The organism is Pedobacter lithocola (assembly GCF_042650845.1).
Taxonomy (GTDB): Bacteria; Bacteroidota; Bacteroidia; order Sphingobacteriales; family Sphingobacteriaceae; genus Pedobacter; species Pedobacter lithocola.
This window is the reverse complement of record NZ_JBHSBW010000007.1, coordinates 1,054,566-1,073,243: the sequence shown is the minus strand read 5'-3', so window position 1 is coordinate 1,073,243 and position 18,678 is coordinate 1,054,566. Positions and strand designations below refer to the sequence as shown.

Sequence of the window (18,678 nt, the reverse complement as noted above, 5' to 3'; positions counted from 1 at the left end):
TTCCTCGAAACGATGGTGCGTTTATCGTTATTGGGAGAAACGAAGCAATCGCTTTAAGCTTATAATTCACCCTTTTCTTTTAAAATTTTATTATCATTTATAAATATTATAAGGTTAATTTAAGAATAAGAAGTTACGTAAATCGTAGCTCATTTCCACTTCAGAGGTTAAAGTAAGTTAATACTAGGATCACACAAGGGCGATAGCTTTGCCACATTCTAAGGAACCAAGGAAATACACTAAAACGGTTTAGTCCGAAAACTAATTTTTAACAAATGAAAAAACCTTTACTGCTAATGCGGAAGCTTTTGCTTTGTACTTCTATTGCATGCCTTCTACAAAACAATGTTTTAGCCGCCCCAATTGTTGCGGCAGAACACAATTTTCTTGATTTCGAAACTAAAAATCAAGAAACAGGAACCATCAGCGGAAAAATTGTTGATGAGAAAGGCGAAACGCTTCCAGGCGCAAGCATTTTGATTAAGGAATTGAACAAAGTTGTTCAGAGTAATCCTGATGGTAGTTTTAGCATCACTGCTCCGGCGGGTACTTACAACATCCAGGTTAGTTTTGTGTCTTACACTACTGTTACGTTGGGTAAAATTGTAGTTAAAGCTAAAGAAACTACGCCCTTAAATGTTACACTAAAAGGCGAAACTGGTAGTTTAAACGAAGTACTTATTGTTGGTTACGGTACGCAAAAAAGAGAAAATGCAACAGGTGCTGTAGATCAGATTACATCTAAGAATTTAGAGAACAGACCGATTACCAACCTAACTCAAGGCTTGCAAGGTTTATTGCCCAATCTTAATCTTAAAATGTTAGATGGTAAGCCAAATCAATCTCCAAATTATAATATTCGTGGTACAACTTCTATCGGTCAGGGTGGAAGTGCGTTAGTTTTAATTGATGGTTTTGAAGGCGACCCAAGCTTATTAAATCCAAACGATGTAGAAAGTGTAACTATTCTAAAAGATGCGGCTTCTGCAGCAATTTATGGTGCACGAGGTGTGTTTGGAGTTGTTTTAATTACAACAAAAAAACCAGAGAAAGGTCGCACGAGTATATTTTATTCAAGCAATTATGCCATCAAGAGTCCTTTACAGGTTCCTGATTTTGTAACCGATGGTTACACATGGGCAAAAATGTTTGCAGAAGCGTTTGTAAATGGAGATGGAGCCTTCCCTCAAAATGCCAATAAAACGCAGAAATTTTCTCAAGCTTATTTAGATGAATTTAAGCGAAGAGCAGAATCTGGTCAGCCTTATAACGAGGTAGAAGTAAACCCAACTACCGGAGAATATACTTATTATGGCAATACTGATTATTACGCAGAGTTATATAAAAAGAATACTGCTGCAACAGAAAATAATCTTTCCGTAAGTGGTGGTAGTGAGAAGGTATCGTTTTTAATATCAGGTAGATACTTAAATCAAGATGGATTGTTTAAGTATAATAGTGATGATTATGATATGAAAAACATCAGGGCAAGAGGCTCAGTTCAGGTTTTTCCATGGTTAAGTATTGAAAACAATGCCGATTATTCGGTTTCAAACTACCACAATCCTATAAATGTTGGTGAAGGTGGCGGTATTTGGAGAAACATTGCCGATGAAGGTAAACCAACCATGCCAATTTATAATCCTGATGGTTCTTTAACTTTTGCTTCAGCTTATACCGTGGGAGATTTTATTTATGGCAAAAATGGTATTTATACCCGCAAGCAAATTTTTAGGAACATTAGCGGTATAAGAACTAAATTTTTTGACAACAAGTTTCGTGTAAATGCCGATTTTACTTTCCGTAATACCAATAATGATATCGAACAAAAGCGTGTTCAGGTGCCATACAGCAGCACACGAGGTGTAACTGCTTTCGTAGGTACAACAACCAACGATTTATTATTTGATAAACGAGAAACACAGTACATAGCAACCAACGTTTTTGCCGAATACGAAAATCGTTTTGGCACAAACCATTACGTAAAAGCGATGGTTGGTTACAATTACGAACAATCTACCTATAACAGAGTTGCTGTACAGCGTAACGGAATTATTTTTGAAGATGCTACCGATTTAAATCTTGCGCTAGGGCAATCTATAAATACTGCTGGTGGTTACGAACAATGGGCTATTTTGGGTGGTTTCTCTAGATTGAATTATTCATTTAAAGATCGTTATTTATTAGAGGTTAATGCCAGATACGATGGTTCGTCTAAATTCCCTTCTAATCAGCGTTATGGATTTTTCCCATCTGTATCAGCAGGCTGGAGAGTAAACAAAGAAGCTTTCTGGAATGTATCTGATAAGATTATTTCTGATTTAAAAATCAGGGCTTCTTATGGTTCACTTGGAAATGGTAACATTGCGTCTTATGCTTTCCAAGAGATTTTTAACATCAGCCAGTCGGGTGTAATTTTAAATGGTGTTCGGCCACAAACTACGCGTATCCCAGCAGTATTGCCTGATGGTTTAACCTGGGAAACTTCTACAACAACCAACCTTGGTTTAGATTTAACCATGCTTTCTGGTCGTTTAAGCTTTACTGGTGATGCTTACATTCGTAAAACTACGGATATGTTTACATTCGGATTAACACCTCCAGCTGTTTTCGGTGCCGATGTACCTAAAGGTAATTATGCCGATTTAACCACACGTGGATGGGAAGTTTCACTAAGCTGGAACGATAAAATTGGTCAGTCTGAAAAACCTTTCAGCTATAATGTAAGGTTAACGCTTGCCGATAATAAAACCAAAATTGATAAATACAACAATCCGGATAAATTGCTTAGCGATTATTACGAAGGACAAACCTTAGGTGATATTTGGGGTTATGAAACAGAAGGATTTTTTATTGATGATGCAGATATTGCTACTCATGCCAAACAAGATCCTCAAATGCGTGCTTCTCCAACCGGTAAATGGTTTCCTGGTGATATTAAGTTAAAAGATTTAAATGGCGATGGTTTTATCAATGTTGGCGAAAACAAAGTTGGTAAATCTGGCGATAGAAGAATCATTGGTAATTCAGCACCAAGGTATCTTTATGGCATTAATTTAGGGGCAGATTGGCACGATTTCTCTTTCTCTGTTTTCTTTCAAGGCGTAGGCAAGCAACAATGGTATCCAAGTACAGAAACCGAAATGTTTTGGGGCCAGTACAACAGACCATATAATAATATACCAACTTTCCATTTGGGCAATATGTGGACACCACAAAACACAGATGCTTATTTCCCTCGTACAATGTCTAGAGCCGCATCTAGCAATACCAATCGTACACTTGGTGTAGCGCAAACCCGCTACCTTCAAAACGTAGCCTATATCCGAATGAAGAATATCCAGGTTGGTTATACACTTCCGGCAAGATGGGTTAATAAAGTTGGTGTACGTACAGCAAAAGTATTTTTCTCTGGCGAAAACTTGTTTACTTATTCGCCAATGTACAAAATCGTAAAAAACACTATTGATGTTGAAAATGCAGTGCCTTCCGATCAGGACTTAAACCCGAATAGCACAAATGGAGATGGTTATAATTATCCGATGCTAAAAAGCTATGCATTTGGTGTAAATATTGGATTTTAAGGTTATAGAATATTTAAAATGATTAAGATGAAAAAACAATATATATGGATATTGCTAGGTTGCCTGAGTTTGGCAGCTTGCAAAAAACTCGACCAGAAACCAGAATCTACGGCATCAAAGGAAGCTGTATTTGGCACGGAGAACGGACTAAAACTCTACACGAATTCCTTTTACAACATGGATTTTTTACCAAAAAATTCTACCAGTTTGGATGGAATGTCTGATTATTTGGCAGTTAGATCTGTACCAGATTTTGTTCGAGAAGGTGGTTTTGCTGCAAACAACAGCTCAGGCTGGACATGGAGGGATTTAAGAAACATAAATTACTTTATCGAAAACTGTAAAGACCCAGCCGTACCTGCTAGTGTTCGTAACAACTACATAGGTTTAGCTCGTTATTTCAGGGCGTACTTTTACATGGAAAAAGTTAAACGCTTTGGTGATGTGCCTTGGATAGGTAAACCGCTTGATGTTGATGACCCATCGCTTTTTGCAGGTAGAGATAAGCGAGAATTGGTTATGGATTCTGTTTTAGCAGATATAAACTTTGCTTGTGCCAACATTACAGCTACGAACGAGGCAAGCCGTACAACCATTACTAAATGGGTTGCTTATGCTTATAAATCAAGGCTGTGTTTGTTTGAAGGAACATTTAGAAAATATCAAACTGAATTAAATTTAAGTTCTACGGCAAATAAGTGGTTAGAAGAATCTGCTTCAGCTGCAGATCAAATTATAAAAAATGGTGGTTTTTCATTAAACACAGCCGGCGGACCAGGTGTTTCTTATCGCCAGGTTTTTACCAGCAATACGCCCGTAGCCAATGAGGTTTTACAATCGGCAGTTGCTGATTTAAATCTTGGTGTACTTAGCGACGCCAATTGGTGGTGGACCAGCGGAACTTATGGAGCAAAGGCAAGTTTTACACGTACCTTCATAAACACTTATTTAAAACTTGATGGAACACCATACACAAATGACCCATCGTACCGAACGCAATTATTTAAAGATGAAGTAAAAAATCGCGATTTAAGGTTAAAACAAACCATCCGTTTAGGCGATTATAAACGTATTACCAGCGGTCAGCAGGTTGCGGCTCCACCTGTGTTTTCTTATACGTTTACAGGTTATCAGCCAATAAAATTAACGCTTGATGATACTTATTTTGATGCAGGTGCACTAAACACGAATGCGGTTTCATTGTTTCGATATGCAGAAGTGTTATTAAATTATGCAGAAGCTAAAGCAGAATTGGGTACGTTAACCGATGCCGATTGGGCCTTAACTGTTGGAGCTTTAAGAGCAAGAGCTGGTATAACAGGCGGCTTAACTGCCAGACCAACCGTTGCAGACCCATATTTAACAACGAATTATTTCCCCGGAATTACAAATGCAGCTTTGTTAGAAATTAGAAGAGAGCGTGGCATAGAATTAAGTTTAGAAGGATTTCGTTTTGCTGATTTATTAAGATGGAAACGCGGACCATTAATGGAGCAGGAGTGGAATGGTTTTTATGTTCCGGCTTTAAATACACCTCTTGATTTAAACGAAGATGGTATTTTAGATGTTGCTTTTTACCAAGGAACCCGACCAACACCAGCGGTTGCAGGCGTTACTTATGTTGATGTTTCAGCTACCATAGGTACAGCAATAAATTCGCAGCTTTTAAAAAATGGTACATCGGGCGAATTAACATGGATGAAAGAAATACCTAGAAAATGGTTGGAAAGAAACTACTATTATCCAATTCCATTAAATGATTTACAGCGTAATCCAAATTTGAAACAAAATAACGGCTGGTAAATTTCAAAGAAACTTAGTGGTGAAATTTGAAATACTAAAAATAATTTCACCACTGCTTTCCGCTCGATTAATGGAATTCCAAAATTTAACAGCCTTCTAAATTTAAATAAATAATATCAATGAAACTAAAAATATGGTCTGTAGCAGTATTGCTCTGTATGACTTTTACTGCTATTAAAGCTCAAAATTTAACCATCGGTACTTTTAACATTAGATTTGATAATCCGCGAGATAGTGGTAATTTGTGGGTAAACCGTGCGCCAATTGTTGCAAACCTTATTCGCTTTCATCAATTTGATGTTCTTGGTGTGCAAGAAGGGCTTAAAAATCAACTTGACGATATCAGTACTGCTTTGCCAGAATATGCAAGGTATGGTAAAGGCAGAGATGATGGTAAAGATGCCGGAGAACATTCTGCAATCTATTATAAAAAAGACCGTTTTAAACTGATTAAAAGTGGTGATTTCTGGCTTTCTGAAACGCCCGATGTTCCTGGAAAAGGTTGGGATGCTACATGCTGCAACCGTATTTGTTCGTGGGTTTATCTAGAAGATTTAACAACTAAAAAGCAATTTTACGCTTTCAATGTTCATTTCGATCATCAAGGCGTTATAGCTCGGAAAGAAAGCGGTAAATTAATGTTAAAAAAGATTAATGAAATTGCTGGCAATAAACCTGTTTTGCTTACTGGAGATTTAAATGGTGGTAGAGATAGCGAGTGGTATAAAACCATTGCAAATTCGGATGTTTTGATGGATGTAAGCACAAAAGTTAAATTTCCTTATGCAAATAATTCATCTTCAAATGGTTTTAGAACACCAAGAGGTCAATCCGTTATCGATCATGTATTCATGAGCAAACAGTTTGTGGCAAGCCGATGGGGTATTCTAACAGATACTTATTTCGGTAAATTTCCTTCTGATCATTTTCCGGTACTTGCAGAAGTAGAACTTAAATAATTACTTAGCGAGCATTGCTGAAAGATATTGTAGTTCAAATTATTATACTAATTTTATTTTATGCCTTTTGTAGTTAAATTTACAAGAGGCATAAAATTTTAAAGAAAAAACAACTCTATTGTAGCGTTTTCTGTTTAGCTTCCGTACCTATTAAAAAATCTAAATTATGAGAAAGCTCTTATTTGCCTTTTTAATAGCAACAATCATTTTATCTTGTAAAAAGAATACTGAAAGTTCAAATGAAATTTATGGTAAATGGAAGCTGACGGAAACTTTGTTTGATATAGGCAATGGAAAAGGTAAATATACAAAGGTTACTGGTCCGGATAAATTTCTAATATTTGATAAATCTGGTACAGTAGAAGGTGATGTAATGCCTGATATTAAACGGTTCAGACTTTTAGATAGTGTTAAAATTGAATTAATTTCAAATAATTACGTTATGCCAATAACGTATCGTTATAAAGTTAATGGAAATAGTTTAACAATTAATCCACCTTGCATAGAAGGTTGCGGATTAAAATTTATAAGACAATAATTTTTAATGATTGGATAAAAAAACTCTGTTTTATCCAATCTTCTTTTCCGCTTGTAGCCAATGAAAATCTTCTAGTTTAAGCAACAAATCTATCAAATTCATTTTTTCTGTTAACGAAAGTGGCTCTGTAACATTTGCTGAAGCAGTTTTTATTTTATCCATGCTTTCCTTTAAATGTTGGTTTCCTAAAGATGTAATACTTATAATTTTGCTTCGTTTGTCACCATCACCCAAGCGTTCTTCTATAAAGCCTTTATTTAATAACCTGTTGATAATTAATGTACCAACAGGTTTTTCGTGGATATTTTGTTTAATCAATGCAGTTTTGCTCATACTTCCACCTGATGCTAAACCAATCAGATAAATAAATTCATCGGGCGTAGAAAATGAAGTATCGGCAATTGCAGTTTTAGCATGCATTTTTGCATATCTGTATAAGTGTACCAATGATGTATTAATTACACTATCTGCCGATCGTCCATTGGCTTTTCCTATCCATTGAGGTTCTGGAGATGAAATTTCTACCTCGCTTTTTAAGTGTTTGTTTAACCAATCTTGAAATTCGATGATATTATCGCTTGGCCCTTCTACATCGGTTTCATACTTTTTTACTAAATCAATAAGTTGATTAACGAGACCGTAAAGCATACTTCTAGGTATTAAAGGTTTGTTCTTAAACTTCCCATTCCACCATCAACCGGAATTACCTGCCCAGTGATCCAGCTGCTTTCTTCTGATAACAAAAAGGCAGCTGCAGCACTAATATCTTTTGGCGAGCCGTATTTTCCTAAAGGATGTCTTTTTGCAGAAGCCTCCATTTTTTCGGGCGTGTTTAAGAATTTTGATGCAAGTGGTGTATCTGTTAAAGAAGGAGCAACAACATTCACTCTTATGTTCTGTCCCGCAAGTTCTGCTGCAAGCGAAACCGAAAGTCCTTCTATTGCAGCTTTTGATGCCGCTATACTGGCATGAAAACCCATTCCTGTTTTTGCGGCCACCGAGCTAAAAAGCACAATAGATGATGAACCTGCATTTTTTAACGATTTTAATGCGTGTTGAATGGTAAGAGCGGCACCAACAACATTTAGTTTATAATCATCTATAAAATCATTCGCACTTACGCGGGCAAATGGTTTTAAATTAATGCTACCCACACTGTAAACCAAGCCATGAAGTTGCTCTGGTAAAAATTCTGATAAAGCATCCAAATTTTGCATAACATCAAGTTCCAAATATTTTACGGATGATGGCCAGGCATCATTTTTTGTTCGAGAGGCAGCATAAACGGTTGCACCCTGTTCTGTTAATAGCTTTACAAGGTCTAATCCGATGCCCGAACTGCCACCTACCACAAGTATGTTTTTATTTTCGAATCTCATTATGCTATATATTTTAAAAACTCATTTTTGATATCTGTTTCTTTAAATTTTCCATTGAATGAAGTGCTAATTGTAGAACTTCCAATATCTCTAATCCCTCTTGAAGAAACACAATGGTGGTTGGCATCAATCATTACGGCAACATCATCAGTTCCCATTACACGCTTAATTTCTTCTGCAATTTGGATGGTTAAGCGTTCCTGAACTTGCGGGCGGCTGCTATAATACTGTACAATTCTATTTAACTTCGATAAACCAATAACTTTACCTTTGCTAATGTAGGCAACATGTGCCTTACCCGTTATTGGTACAAAATGATGTTCGCAATTACTAAAAACCGAGATGTTTTTCTCTACTAACATTTCGTTGTATCGATAATTGTTTTCAAAAAGTGTTGCTACAGGTTTGTTAACAGGGTTTAGCCCGCTAAAAATTTCTTTAACATACATTTTAGCAATTCTCTTAGGCGTACCTTTTAAACTATCATCCGTTAAATCTAGACCTAAAATGTTAAGAATGCTGGTAAAATGTTCTGAAATCAAATCTATTTTTGTTTCATCATTCATTTCGAAAGCATCTGGTTTTAAAGGAGTTCTAAAATACTCATCCGCTTCAATTTGATATTCAGCTATATCTTGTTCTGGCATATTTATCTATTTGGTATATTTATATGCTAATATATATCATTAAAGTATATAAATATATCATTATTACAAATCACATATTAAAGTGAAAATTGTATGACTGAAACTGATCAAATTTTTAAGTCAAGAAAACAACAATGAAAAAAATTTCAGTTAGATAATAGCTCCTATTAAAGACGCTTTCTTATATCGATCCACCTTGCACAAGTCTCGATTCATCGATAATTGTTTGTGCAAAAGAACTGCCTGCAATGCAACGCATCATTCTGCTGAAAGCAAGTTTTCCCAGGTTGTAACCACTTGTTTCGGCATAAGTTATTTCGGGGTAAAAGAGCTTGGGTATCATTCCATCGCTGATGCTAATCACACTTATATCATCGGGCATTTTTAAATTCATCCTTTGTATCGCTTTCATGGTTCCTGCAAGTATCTCATCACTCATACAAAAAACCGCAAATTTATTACCTAAAAAATCAGGAATTAATGATAATGAGCGTGCTTCCGCCTCATCTGAACTTTTAGCGTGAACAGTTTTAATATTTATCTGTGAATTATTCGATAAGATTTCGTTAAATTTTTTCATTCGAGCTTGGGTTATCGACATGTTTTTATCTCCAAAAATCCCTAAAACATTATCAATGCCTTTATTCAGAATTTCTTCTGCAACAATTGATGCTGCATGTTCATCACCAACACAAATTTTATTACACGATTCATATTCAGGTACTTTATCAAAAAAAATAACCGGAATTCCATGTACATCTAATTTTAAAAAAGGTTCAATTTCGGTTGTTTCTGCGGTTATGGCAATAAATATCCCCGAAACTCTTTTATGTCTGCAGCTCTTTAAAATTTCGTGTTCTATTTTGGCATCATTAGAAGAACGATAAATGATTACCGAATAGCTATAATCTCTTGCATCTTCTTCTATAGCGGTTATAAAAGAGTGGTAAAAGAAATTCGACAGGCTTGGAACAACTATTGCAAATTCTTTACTGCTGTGTGTTCTTAAGTTAACGGCGTAGGGATTGGGGTCGTATTCTAATAATTCTGCCAACTCGTTTACTTTCTTTTTAGTTTCAGGAGAAATATCTGGATGGTTTTTTAAAGCCCTCGATACCGTTGATATACTTAGATTTAGTTTTTCAGCAATCTTTTTTAGCGTGGTATTTTCTCTCATTCTCGTTTATTTAGTTTTCAAATATAAGTTATCCACAACAAACATTCTCGCAAATGTTTCCGCAAACGTTTGCGATAGATTTTGGCTTATTTACTATTTTTTGAATTAAATATAAACCTACCTTCATATTACAGTTATTTACCAAAAGCAATAAAACGAACTTTAGTATTTAACTTAACATAACCAAATATAAAAATACAGCCTAGTCTTTATAATGGCTTGCTGAATTATTGTTTCAATACTTATGAGCATTCTCAATCGATTATTTATCTTTTTACTGATTTATGCATGCGCAATAAACTATGTGCAACATGATAATATTGCTATTGAATTGCATAAATCAAAAAATGTTGCTTTTAACGATAAATGTGAATTGAAATATTCAGGAACTAAACCAACCTTAATATGATAGTTTCTCAAGCAGAAAAGGTTGACAATATTACATCCGCAGTTAAGTTAAATTTCGGTTCTATCATTGCTATGAACCTGGGTTTTTTTGGTATTCAGTATAGTTTTGGTTTACAGCAAACCAACATGACACCAATTTACTCTTACCTCGGTGCAGATGCAGACCAACTTCCATTATTAAATTTAGCCGGACCAATGACAGGTTTAATCATTCAGCCAATTATTGGCGCAATGAGCGATAAAACAACAAGTAGATTTGGTAGGAGAAGACCATATTTTTTAATCGGAGCCATAATTTGCAGTATATGCCTTTTTGCAATGCCTTACAGCAGTTCGATATGGATGGCAGCCGGAATTTTATGGATTTTAGATGCTGGTAATAACATTACAATGGAACCGTATCGTGCCTTTGTGAGCGATAAACTTCCGGCTAATCAACATGCCCTTGGCTTTTTAACGCAAAGCTTTTTTACAGGTTTAGGCATTACCTTGGCTAATCTAACGCCTGGAATTTTAATCGCTGCAGGTTTAATCAGCATCAATTCAAGAAGTGAAAATAACATTCCTTATACCACTTATGCCGCATTTTTTATTGGTGGTGTTGTGTCTATCGGGTCAATTATGTATAGCTGCTTAACAAGCAAAGAAGTGCCTTTATCTGATGAGGAAATAAAGAAAGTTAAAGCAGAACAAGGTGGGGTAACCAGAATTTTTAAAGATATCATCGAAGCATTTAAAGTGATGCCAACAACAATGAAAAAGTTGGGCGTGGTTTATTTGTTCAATTGGTATGCCATGTTTGTTTATTGGCAGTTTATTACACTTTGCCTAGCCAAAACCATATACAACACCACCGATGCCGCTTCAGATGGTTTTGCATCGGCTCAATTACTTACCGGAACAGTAAACGGAGGCTATAACATTGTAACCTTTTTGGTGGCCTTTCCACTTGCATTTTTTGCCAGGAAAATCACAGCTCAAAAGGTGCATTTAGTAAGTTTATTATTTGGAGGATTATGTTTAATCTGTCTACCAATGATTCATAACTCCTCACTTCTTTTTATTCCAATTATTGGTTTGGGTGTTGCCTGGGCAAGTATGATGGGTACGCCTTATGCCATGCTCGCGGGCAGTATTCCGAAGGCTAAAACAGGTATTTTTATGGGTATTTTGAATATGTTTATCGTTTTGCCTATGCTTTTAGAAACCCTAACATTTAAATATGTTTATAAATATTTGCTTGGTCATAACCCCGAAAATGCAATAATTTTTGCTGGTGCTTTAATCACCATTGCTGGAATTATGGTTTTATTAATTAAGAAAAGAGATAACATAGCAACCGTATAATGTTCGATTCAAAGGCATATCAGCAAGCATTAAATCTTTTGCATAAAGCATCAACGCCATTCGGTTTTGTTGCTGCAGTACAAGAACATGATAATTACAAACGTGTTTGGACTAGAGATGGTGTAATTACAAGCATAGCAGCTATGTTAAGTGGCGATGATATACTAATTGAAACCGCTAAAACAACAATTCAAACCTTGCTGAACAATCAACATAAGAATGGTTACATGCCATCAAATGTTGCAGAAGATGGTGCAGTGAGTTATGGAGGAACTTGCGGTAGAGCCGATAATCCATCATGGGCAGTAATAGGTTTATGTGCATATACATTATTAACTCATGATAAAAGCCTTTGGGAAAAATATCAGCCACAAGTAGAAAATTGTTTTGCTGTGTTAGAAGCTTGGGAATTTAATGGCAAACATTTAATTTATGTTCCACAAAGTGGAGATTGGGCAGATGAATATATTCAACATGGGTATATATTGTTCGACCAATTGTTGAGGTTATGGGCTTTAAGATTAGCATCAAAATTAGCACTTAATAAAAGCTGGGAAAATAAAGCCAATCAAATCACTTCATCTATCCAAAGAAATTATTGGAAAGTTGATGGTCAACCTAATGCTTACGCTCCTAACTTGGTTCATCAACTTAAAGATGCATCATCAAATTTCTGGTTGATGGGTTTTAATCCAGCAAGAATTTATAAATACTTTGATTTACAGGCTAATACATTTGCAATTTTGCTGGGTATTGGAAACACATCTCAAAATGAAAGTGTGGCAGATTATATGTTAACGCTTCATAATAAAAAGGAATCGTTATTGCCATCATTTTATCCAACTATTGAAGATAGTGATGCAGATATGAACGACCTAAAAAACAATTACGCATATAATTTCCGCAACGAACCAAATTATTTTCATAATGGAGGCTTATGGCCTGTTTGGAATGGATGGGCTGTTGGCGCTTTAAAAATCCAGGGTAAAAATAAATTAGCTGAAGGCATGTTAAAAGCCATTCACCAATCAAACGGTAACCAAGATTTATTTAATGAATGTTTGCATGGCGAAACAGAAAAGCCTTGTGGTGTGCCAAATTGTACATGGAGCGCAGCGGGTGCTATAATTGCTGAACAAGCTTGGATAAATATTGATTTTAAGAAACTCTTTCAATTTTAATAACTGATGACGAACGCAAAGGATAAACTGCTTGGAGAAAAAATTTTGGTGGTTGGTGAGCTGCTAGTAGATATTATTTCGAATGATAATATCGATTCACTTGCTATATCATCACAATATACAACCAATCAAGGTGGTAGTTCGGCCAATTTGTGTGCAAACTTAAAATGGCTTGGGGTAGATGCACAATTACACGCAACAGTAGGAGATGATAACCTTGGAACTTTTCTAACAAATGAATTAAAATCGGTTGGATTAACAGATACATATATATCACGCTCTAAAAACAGGCAAACCAGTATTGTTTTGGTTGCTAAAAACGAGCATACACCAGATTTTATACCGTATCGAAGTGCCGATTTGGCAATTAAAAGAGTTGAAGATGAAGTGATAGCCTCATGTACTTTAATACACACAACCGCTTTTGCTTTAAGTAAAGAACCTGCCCGTAGCAATATTTTAAATGCTTTTTCAACAGCAAATGAAATGGGTAAATTTATATCAATTGATTGGAATTTTGCGCCATCCATTTGGCAGGAAGACGATGGGAGAGATGTTTTTAAAAAAGTTTGTAAACTCAACCCATTAATTAAAATAAGTTTAGATGATTTGGACCGCTTTACTGGAGAAAAATTAAATATAGAAGAAGCTAAAGAATGGTTAGGTAAATTAAATGCAAATGTAATTTGCCTTACCTGTGGCAAAGATGGCGTTTGGTTTAAAACCCAAAATGAAGATTGGAAATATAAACCTGCTCTCGAGGTTAAATCGGTAGTGGGCGTTACCGGTGCCGGTGATGCTTTTTGGTCGGGCTTTTTAGCTCAGTTTGTTAAATCTCAACCTATAGAAGCATGTGTAAACCATGCACTTACAACTGCTAAATTAAAAATAGAAAAACCCTTTCCTTTATATAAGAATAACAAATAATTTATTTAAATTAAACAAAATAATCTATGTAGAAATAACCATATCAGACATTAGACAAGCACAAAAACAAACAAATTAAATTTTACTAACCAATTAATAAATCAATTATGAACATGACTCTACCAAGCAATTGGTCTGTTTTACCTATAAAACAGAAATTGTATTCACTAGAGAAACTTATTGTTTTGAGTTTCTTTATGCTCTTTTTAAGCACGGCCGCTTTTGCGCAAACCGTTGTAAAAGGGGTTATTCTCGATAGTGATAAACTGCCACTAGTTGGCGCAACCGTGCAGGTTGTAGGTACAAGCACAAAAACTCAAAGTGATGCAGAAGGAAAATACCAAATCACTGTACCATCGGCTACTTCTAAACTTTTGGTAAGTTTTGTTGGTTTCGAAAGCCAAACGGTAACTGTAGGCAATCAGACCGTAGTTAACATTACGCTAACATCATTAAATAATTTAGATGCAGTTGTAGTTGTTGGCTATGCATCGGTGAGAAAGAGCGATTTAACTGGAGCTGCAACAACGGTTTCGGCAAAGGATTTTAACAAAGGTCCGCTTAACGCTCCAGATCAGTTGATTCAAGGTAAAGTTGCTGGTGTACAAATGATTAACAACAGTGGTCAGCCAGGTGGTGCATCTACTGTTCGTATCAGGGGTAACTCGGCAATTACTGGTACAGGGCAGCCTTTGTATGTAGTTGATGGAGTTGCTTTAGATGGAAGATCAGCAAGACCATCCAGCAGTGCAGGTATTGGTACCGCACCAGATGGTAATCCATTAAACTTTATCAATCCAGCTGATATCGAATCGATGGAGATTTTAAAAGATGCTTCTGCAACGGCAATTTACGGTTCACGTGCTGCTTATGGTGTGGTATTAATTACTACTAAAAGAGGTAAATCTGGTGATACAAAAATTGATATCAGCGCATCTGCAGGTGTAGGTAACATTGCAAGGAGAGTTGATGTTTTATCTGGCGATGAATACCGTGCTGCATTATCAAGGTATAACCTTACCACCGGTAATTTTGGTTCGAGTGTTGATGCACTTGACGCAATTACCAGAACAGCTTACAATCAAAACTATTCTGTTGGTATTAGCGGTGGTGCAAATGGCAATACATACCGTGCTTCACTAGGTTATCAGGATCAGCAAGGTATAATCAGATCAACAGATTTTAAAAAATACAGTGCTGGTTTTAATGGAAATTTTAAGTTTTTAGAAAGCAAAAAATTAGGTCTTGATGTAAACATGATCAGCAACCAGTACTTAGAAAGTATTGCGCCAATTACCACCGATGCCGGTTTTACAGGAAGTTTAATTAGTCAGGCACTAGCTTGGAATCCTACCCAATCTTTTTACAATCCTGATGGAAGTTTATTCATTGATTACGGTTCTACAACGATTAATCCAATGGTTGCATTAGCTGCAAATAACGATAAATCAAAAGTATCAACCATTTTGGGGAGTGTTTCTCCATATTACAAAATTACCCCTTGGTTAGAATATCGCATGCTTGCAAGTGTTAATTATAGCACAGGTATAAGAAGAGCATCAACCAGAAGTTTCTTAAATCTTCAGAATATTCAGCCCTCAGGTGCATTTCTTGGAGGTTATGCAAGTTATTCTAACAGCGAATTGATTACGCAGCAATTTACAAATACTTTAAATTTCAATAAGGAAATTGTAAGTAAATTAAATTTAAACGCAATTATCGGTTATGAGTATTCTAATTTCATAAATAAAGGGACAACCAATACCGCTACCGGTTTTGGAGAAATTGATGGTGATTATACTGATGCCTTCCAAACAACGGCACCGGCAAACCGTACGTTTTCTGCTTACAACAGTCCAACTACAGAATTGCAATCATACTTTGCAAGGGCAATCTTTAACTACGATAGCAAGTACATTTTAACAGCTACTTTCAGAGCAGATGGTTCTACCAAGTTTGGTAAATCTAACCGTTATGGATACTTTCCTTCGTTCGCTGCGGCATGGGATATCAAAAAGGAAGACTTCTTGGCTAACACAGTGTGGATTAATCAGTTAAAATTAAGAGTTGGTTATGGTAAAACTGGTAATCAGGATTTCCCATCGGGTTCTGCTCAACAGCGTTATGATTACGGTAACTCAAATGGAGCCCCAACCTTAATTGCCATTAACAATGCCAATCCAAGTCTTAAATGGCAGTCGGATGTTCAAACAAACGTAGGTATAGATTTCGCTGTGTTAAAAAACAGACTAACAGGTTCTGTTGATTATTTCAATAAAAAAACCAACGATTTGTTATTTCCTCAGATTTCATTCGTACCGGCAGTGGGTGGTAACGTACCAACCTGGGTAAATCTACCTGGTCAAATCATCAATAAAGGTTTGGAGCTAACTTTAAATGGAAACATCATCGAGCAGGATAATATTTCCTGGTCTTTAGGTGGTAATGCAACTTTCATCAAAAATGAAGTTCAAAACATCAACGGTATCATAAAAACAGGTTCATTAAATGGTCAGGGGTTAAGTGGTGTAACTACAGAAGTGATTCAAAATGGTTTGCCACTATTTGCAATGGTAACCAGACAATACAATGGTTTGGATGCCAACGGATTTTCACTTTACACGGATGATGGTTTTACCAACTATTATGTAGGTAATCCAAATCCGAAGGTTATTATGGGTTTAAGTACCAATTTCAGATATAAAAAATTGTCTTTCACAGCTAACTTTAATGGAGCATTTGGACAGGACATTTACAACAACACCGCAAATTCTGTGTTGGCAATATCTAACTTAGGTACAAGAAATATTTCTTCTGCTTTAGCAACTTTACCAGTTCCAGAATCATTAGCAAATCCAATCGCTGCATCATCAAGATACATTGAAAAAGGTGATTATGTAAAATTGGCTAATGCAACGCTAAACTATAATTTCGGAAATATTGGTAAGGCAATAAAATCATTAAATGTTTACGTTAACGGTCAAAATCTTTTCGTAATTACAAATTACACAGGCTTTGATCCAGAGGTTAATGTTAATAAAGGTGTGAGTGGTGTTCCATCGGCGGGTATTGATTATACAGCATACCCAACCGCAAGAACATTCAATTTTGGTGTTAATTTTTCTCTATAATTTTTAATAAATAAAGACATGAAAAATAAATATATTTTCGGTTTTGCTGTGGTTGCCCTAAGTTTTTCGGGTTGTACCAAGCTTGATGAAAACCTGAACGGACAGGTAGGTAGTGCAGGTGTTTCGGGTGGTAATGTTGCCAGTTTATTGGGTGCAACTTATGCCGCTATGATTGGACCATACCAGGCTCCGTGGAACTGGGCTGCTTTGCAGGAAGTTACATCTGATGAAATAATTGTGCCGACCAGAGCGGGTGACTGGGATGATAATGGCGCTTGGCGTTCGTTACATTTACATAAATGGGCTCCGGATCATACCAGGATTTCTGATGTTTTCAGAGATTTAAATAGTATTTCTTACGTAGCAACCAGCGTTTTAGGCGCTAGTCCTACGCCATCTCAGGCTGCACAGGCTCGTTTTTTACGTGCTTTTGCTCAGTTCTCTATTTTAGATGGATGGGGACAAGTGCCCTACAGAGATGCAGGAGAAGATGTAACCAAACCATCACGCGTTAGAAATGCAGCTGATGAGATTACTTATTTAATTAGCGAGTTGAACGCAATTATTCCTGATCTGCCAAACGGACCGGCAAATGTTGCTAATAAAAATGCAGCTAAAATGCTTTTAATGAAAGTTTACTTAAACAAAGGTGCTTTCTTAAACCGTACTACACCAACATTTGATGCTGCAGATATGGCTAGAGTAATTACTTTGGCAGATGAAATTGCCGCTGGTGGATATACTTTAACTGCTAACTATTTTGATAATTTTGCACCAACAAATGATATTCTGTCAAAAGAAAACATTTTTACGGCACAAAATCTTGGTGGTACTGCTGGTAGCGATTTAGATGGTCAGTGGAAATGTACAACACACTATAACCAAAATCCTAGTGGCTACAATGGTTTTTCTACGCTATCAAATTTTTACGCAAAATTTGAAGCAAATGATACCAGAAGAGGTGGTTCTTATACTGGTCAAACAAATGTTTCTGGTATCAGAATTGGCTTCCTTGTAGGTCAGCAGGTAAACCAAAATGGTGTTGCTTTAAAAGATAGAAAGGGCAATCCACTATCTTTTGATCCTCAAGTTAGCATCATCGAACGTGATCCAAATCACTTAGAGATTGCCGGTATCCGTGTTATAAAATACCCTATCGATTTTGCAAATTCGGGTTCCAACAAACCAGATAACGATTGGGTTTACTTCCGTTATTCTGATGTTTTGCTAATGAAAGCCGAAGCTCAAATGAGAACTTCTCAAACAGCTCAGGCACTTGCATTGGTAAACACATTAAGAACGGCTAGGGGTGCTTCTGCATTAACATCTTTAACGCTGGATGTTTTGATAGATGAACGCGGTCGCGAACTTTATTGGGAAAGCTTTAGAAGACAAGATCTAATTCGTTTTGGAAAATTCCTTGCAGCTTGGCAAGAAAAACCAGCAAGTGAAGCTAAATATTTAGTGTTCCCAATTCCTGATAATCAGCTTGGTAACCCTAATCTTATTCAAAATCCAGGGTATTAAGCACGCTTTAATATCTTAAATGCCAGAGGTTGCATCGTTAACAGATTATTTAATAATTTGATTTCGGTTC

At 36.2% G+C, this 18,678-nt stretch carries 13 protein-coding genes; 9 read left to right on the top strand and 4 right to left on the bottom strand.

Annotated elements, in window-relative coordinates:
• The first annotated feature begins 275 nt into the window (after nt 1-275).
• The 4 genes from ACFOWA_RS07015 (at nt 276) to ACFOWA_RS07000 (ending at nt 6,884) form a co-directional block, all read left to right on the top strand.
• Nucleotides 276-3,584, top strand: coding sequence for a SusC/RagA family TonB-linked outer membrane protein (locus tag ACFOWA_RS07015; protein ID WP_378983278.1), 3,309 nt, complete (start codon nt 276-278; stop codon nt 3,582-3,584).
• A 27-nt stretch (nt 3,585-3,611) separates the two neighbouring features.
• Nucleotides 3,612-5,387 carry a RagB/SusD family nutrient uptake outer membrane protein gene (locus tag ACFOWA_RS07010; RefSeq protein ID WP_378983276.1) on the top strand — a complete coding sequence of 592 codons (1,776 nt, stop codon included), beginning with the start codon at nt 3,612-3,614 and terminating at the stop codon, nt 5,385-5,387.
• A 119-nt stretch (nt 5,388-5,506) separates the two neighbouring features.
• Entirely contained in the window at nt 5,507-6,346 is an 840-nt protein-coding gene (locus ACFOWA_RS07005) for an endonuclease/exonuclease/phosphatase family protein (RefSeq protein ID WP_378983273.1), read from the top strand.
• Nucleotides 6,347-6,512: 166 nt separating this feature from the next.
• Entirely contained in the window at nt 6,513-6,884 is a 372-nt protein-coding gene (locus ACFOWA_RS07000; RefSeq protein ID WP_378983270.1) for a hypothetical protein, read from the top strand.
• A 30-nt stretch (nt 6,885-6,914) separates the two neighbouring features.
• On the opposite strand, the gene ACFOWA_RS06995 is transcribed toward ACFOWA_RS07000, so the two are convergent.
• From ACFOWA_RS06995 to ACFOWA_RS06980, 4 genes are all read right to left on the bottom strand, one after another.
• Nucleotides 6,915-7,532, bottom strand: a complete 618-nt coding sequence (locus tag ACFOWA_RS06995) for a MarR family winged helix-turn-helix transcriptional regulator (RefSeq protein WP_378983267.1) — start codon at nt 7,530-7,532, stop codon at nt 6,915-6,917.
• Between the two features lie 11 nt (nt 7,533-7,543).
• The gene (locus ACFOWA_RS06990; protein WP_378983264.1) at nt 7,544-8,263 is read right to left on the bottom strand and encodes an SDR family NAD(P)-dependent oxidoreductase; all 720 of its coding nucleotides are present in this window, start codon (nt 8,261-8,263) and stop codon (nt 7,544-7,546) included.
• The gene (gene folE / locus ACFOWA_RS06985) at nt 8,263-8,910 is read right to left on the bottom strand and encodes a GTP cyclohydrolase I FolE (RefSeq protein ID WP_378983262.1); all 648 of its coding nucleotides are present in this window, start codon (nt 8,908-8,910) and stop codon (nt 8,263-8,265) included. Before folE ends, ACFOWA_RS06990 begins: the two co-directional genes overlap by 1 nt.
• 181 nt (nt 8,911-9,091) lie before the next feature.
• Nucleotides 9,092-10,087 carry a LacI family DNA-binding transcriptional regulator gene (locus ACFOWA_RS06980; protein ID WP_378983259.1) on the bottom strand — a complete coding sequence of 332 codons (996 nt, stop codon included), beginning with the start codon at nt 10,085-10,087 and terminating at the stop codon, nt 9,092-9,094.
• 405 nt (nt 10,088-10,492) lie between these two features.
• Here ACFOWA_RS06980 and ACFOWA_RS06975 point away from each other — a divergent pair, with 405 nt between their 5' ends.
• The 5 genes from ACFOWA_RS06975 to ACFOWA_RS06955 all read left to right on the top strand — a co-directional run bounded on the left by ACFOWA_RS06975 (nt 10,493) and on the right by ACFOWA_RS06955 (nt 18,608).
• Nucleotides 10,493-11,842 carry an MFS transporter gene (locus tag ACFOWA_RS06975; protein WP_378983256.1) on the top strand — a complete coding sequence of 450 codons (1,350 nt, stop codon included), beginning with the start codon at nt 10,493-10,495 and terminating at the stop codon, nt 11,840-11,842.
• Nucleotides 11,842-13,023 (top strand): glycoside hydrolase 100 family protein, encoded by a 1,182-nt coding sequence (locus ACFOWA_RS06970; protein ID WP_378983253.1) that lies wholly within the window; start codon nt 11,842-11,844, stop codon nt 13,021-13,023. Before ACFOWA_RS06975 ends, ACFOWA_RS06970 begins: the two co-directional genes overlap by 1 nt.
• A 6-nt stretch (nt 13,024-13,029) precedes the next feature.
• Nucleotides 13,030-13,950, top strand: a complete 921-nt coding sequence (locus ACFOWA_RS06965) for a carbohydrate kinase family protein (protein ID WP_378983250.1) — start codon at nt 13,030-13,032, stop codon at nt 13,948-13,950.
• A gap of 107 nt (nt 13,951-14,057) precedes the next feature.
• Nucleotides 14,058-17,081 (top strand): SusC/RagA family TonB-linked outer membrane protein, encoded by a 3,024-nt coding sequence (locus tag ACFOWA_RS06960; RefSeq protein ID WP_378983248.1) that lies wholly within the window; start codon nt 14,058-14,060, stop codon nt 17,079-17,081.
• Nucleotides 17,082-17,099: 18 nt separating this feature from the next.
• Nucleotides 17,100-18,608, top strand: a complete 1,509-nt coding sequence (locus ACFOWA_RS06955; protein WP_378983245.1) for a RagB/SusD family nutrient uptake outer membrane protein — start codon at nt 17,100-17,102, stop codon at nt 18,606-18,608.
• Nucleotides 18,609-18,678: the final 70 nt, after the last annotated feature.

What these genes read in the sequence shown, in the direction of transcription:
- ACFOWA_RS06960 (WP_378983248.1), top strand. Translation starts at nt 14,058, where the DNA reads ATGAACATGACTCTACCAAGCAATTGGTCTGTTTTACCTATAAAACAG.
- ACFOWA_RS07015 (WP_378983278.1), top strand. Translation starts at nt 276, where the DNA reads ATGAAAAAACCTTTACTGCTAATGCGGAAGCTTTTGCTTTGTACTTCT.
- folE (WP_378983262.1), bottom strand. Translation starts at nt 8,910, where the DNA reads ATGCCAGAACAAGATATAGCTGAATATCAAATTGAAGCGGATGAGTAT.
- ACFOWA_RS06965 (WP_378983250.1), top strand. Translation starts at nt 13,030, where the DNA reads ATGACGAACGCAAAGGATAAACTGCTTGGAGAAAAAATTTTGGTGGTT.
- ACFOWA_RS06970 (WP_378983253.1), top strand. Translation starts at nt 11,842, where the DNA reads ATGTTCGATTCAAAGGCATATCAGCAAGCATTAAATCTTTTGCATAAA.
- ACFOWA_RS07005 (WP_378983273.1), top strand. Translation starts at nt 5,507, where the DNA reads ATGAAACTAAAAATATGGTCTGTAGCAGTATTGCTCTGTATGACTTTT.
- ACFOWA_RS06975 (WP_378983256.1), top strand. Translation starts at nt 10,493, where the DNA reads ATGATAGTTTCTCAAGCAGAAAAGGTTGACAATATTACATCCGCAGTT.
- ACFOWA_RS06955 (WP_378983245.1), top strand. Translation starts at nt 17,100, where the DNA reads ATGAAAAATAAATATATTTTCGGTTTTGCTGTGGTTGCCCTAAGTTTT.
- ACFOWA_RS06995 (WP_378983267.1), bottom strand. Translation starts at nt 7,532, where the DNA reads ATGCTTTACGGTCTCGTTAATCAACTTATTGATTTAGTAAAAAAGTAT.
- ACFOWA_RS07010 (WP_378983276.1), top strand. Translation starts at nt 3,612, where the DNA reads ATGAAAAAACAATATATATGGATATTGCTAGGTTGCCTGAGTTTGGCA.
- ACFOWA_RS06990 (WP_378983264.1), bottom strand. Translation starts at nt 8,263, where the DNA reads ATGAGATTCGAAAATAAAAACATACTTGTGGTAGGTGGCAGTTCGGGC.
- ACFOWA_RS06980 (WP_378983259.1), bottom strand. Translation starts at nt 10,087, where the DNA reads ATGAGAGAAAATACCACGCTAAAAAAGATTGCTGAAAAACTAAATCTA.
- ACFOWA_RS07000 (WP_378983270.1), top strand. Translation starts at nt 6,513, where the DNA reads ATGAGAAAGCTCTTATTTGCCTTTTTAATAGCAACAATCATTTTATCT.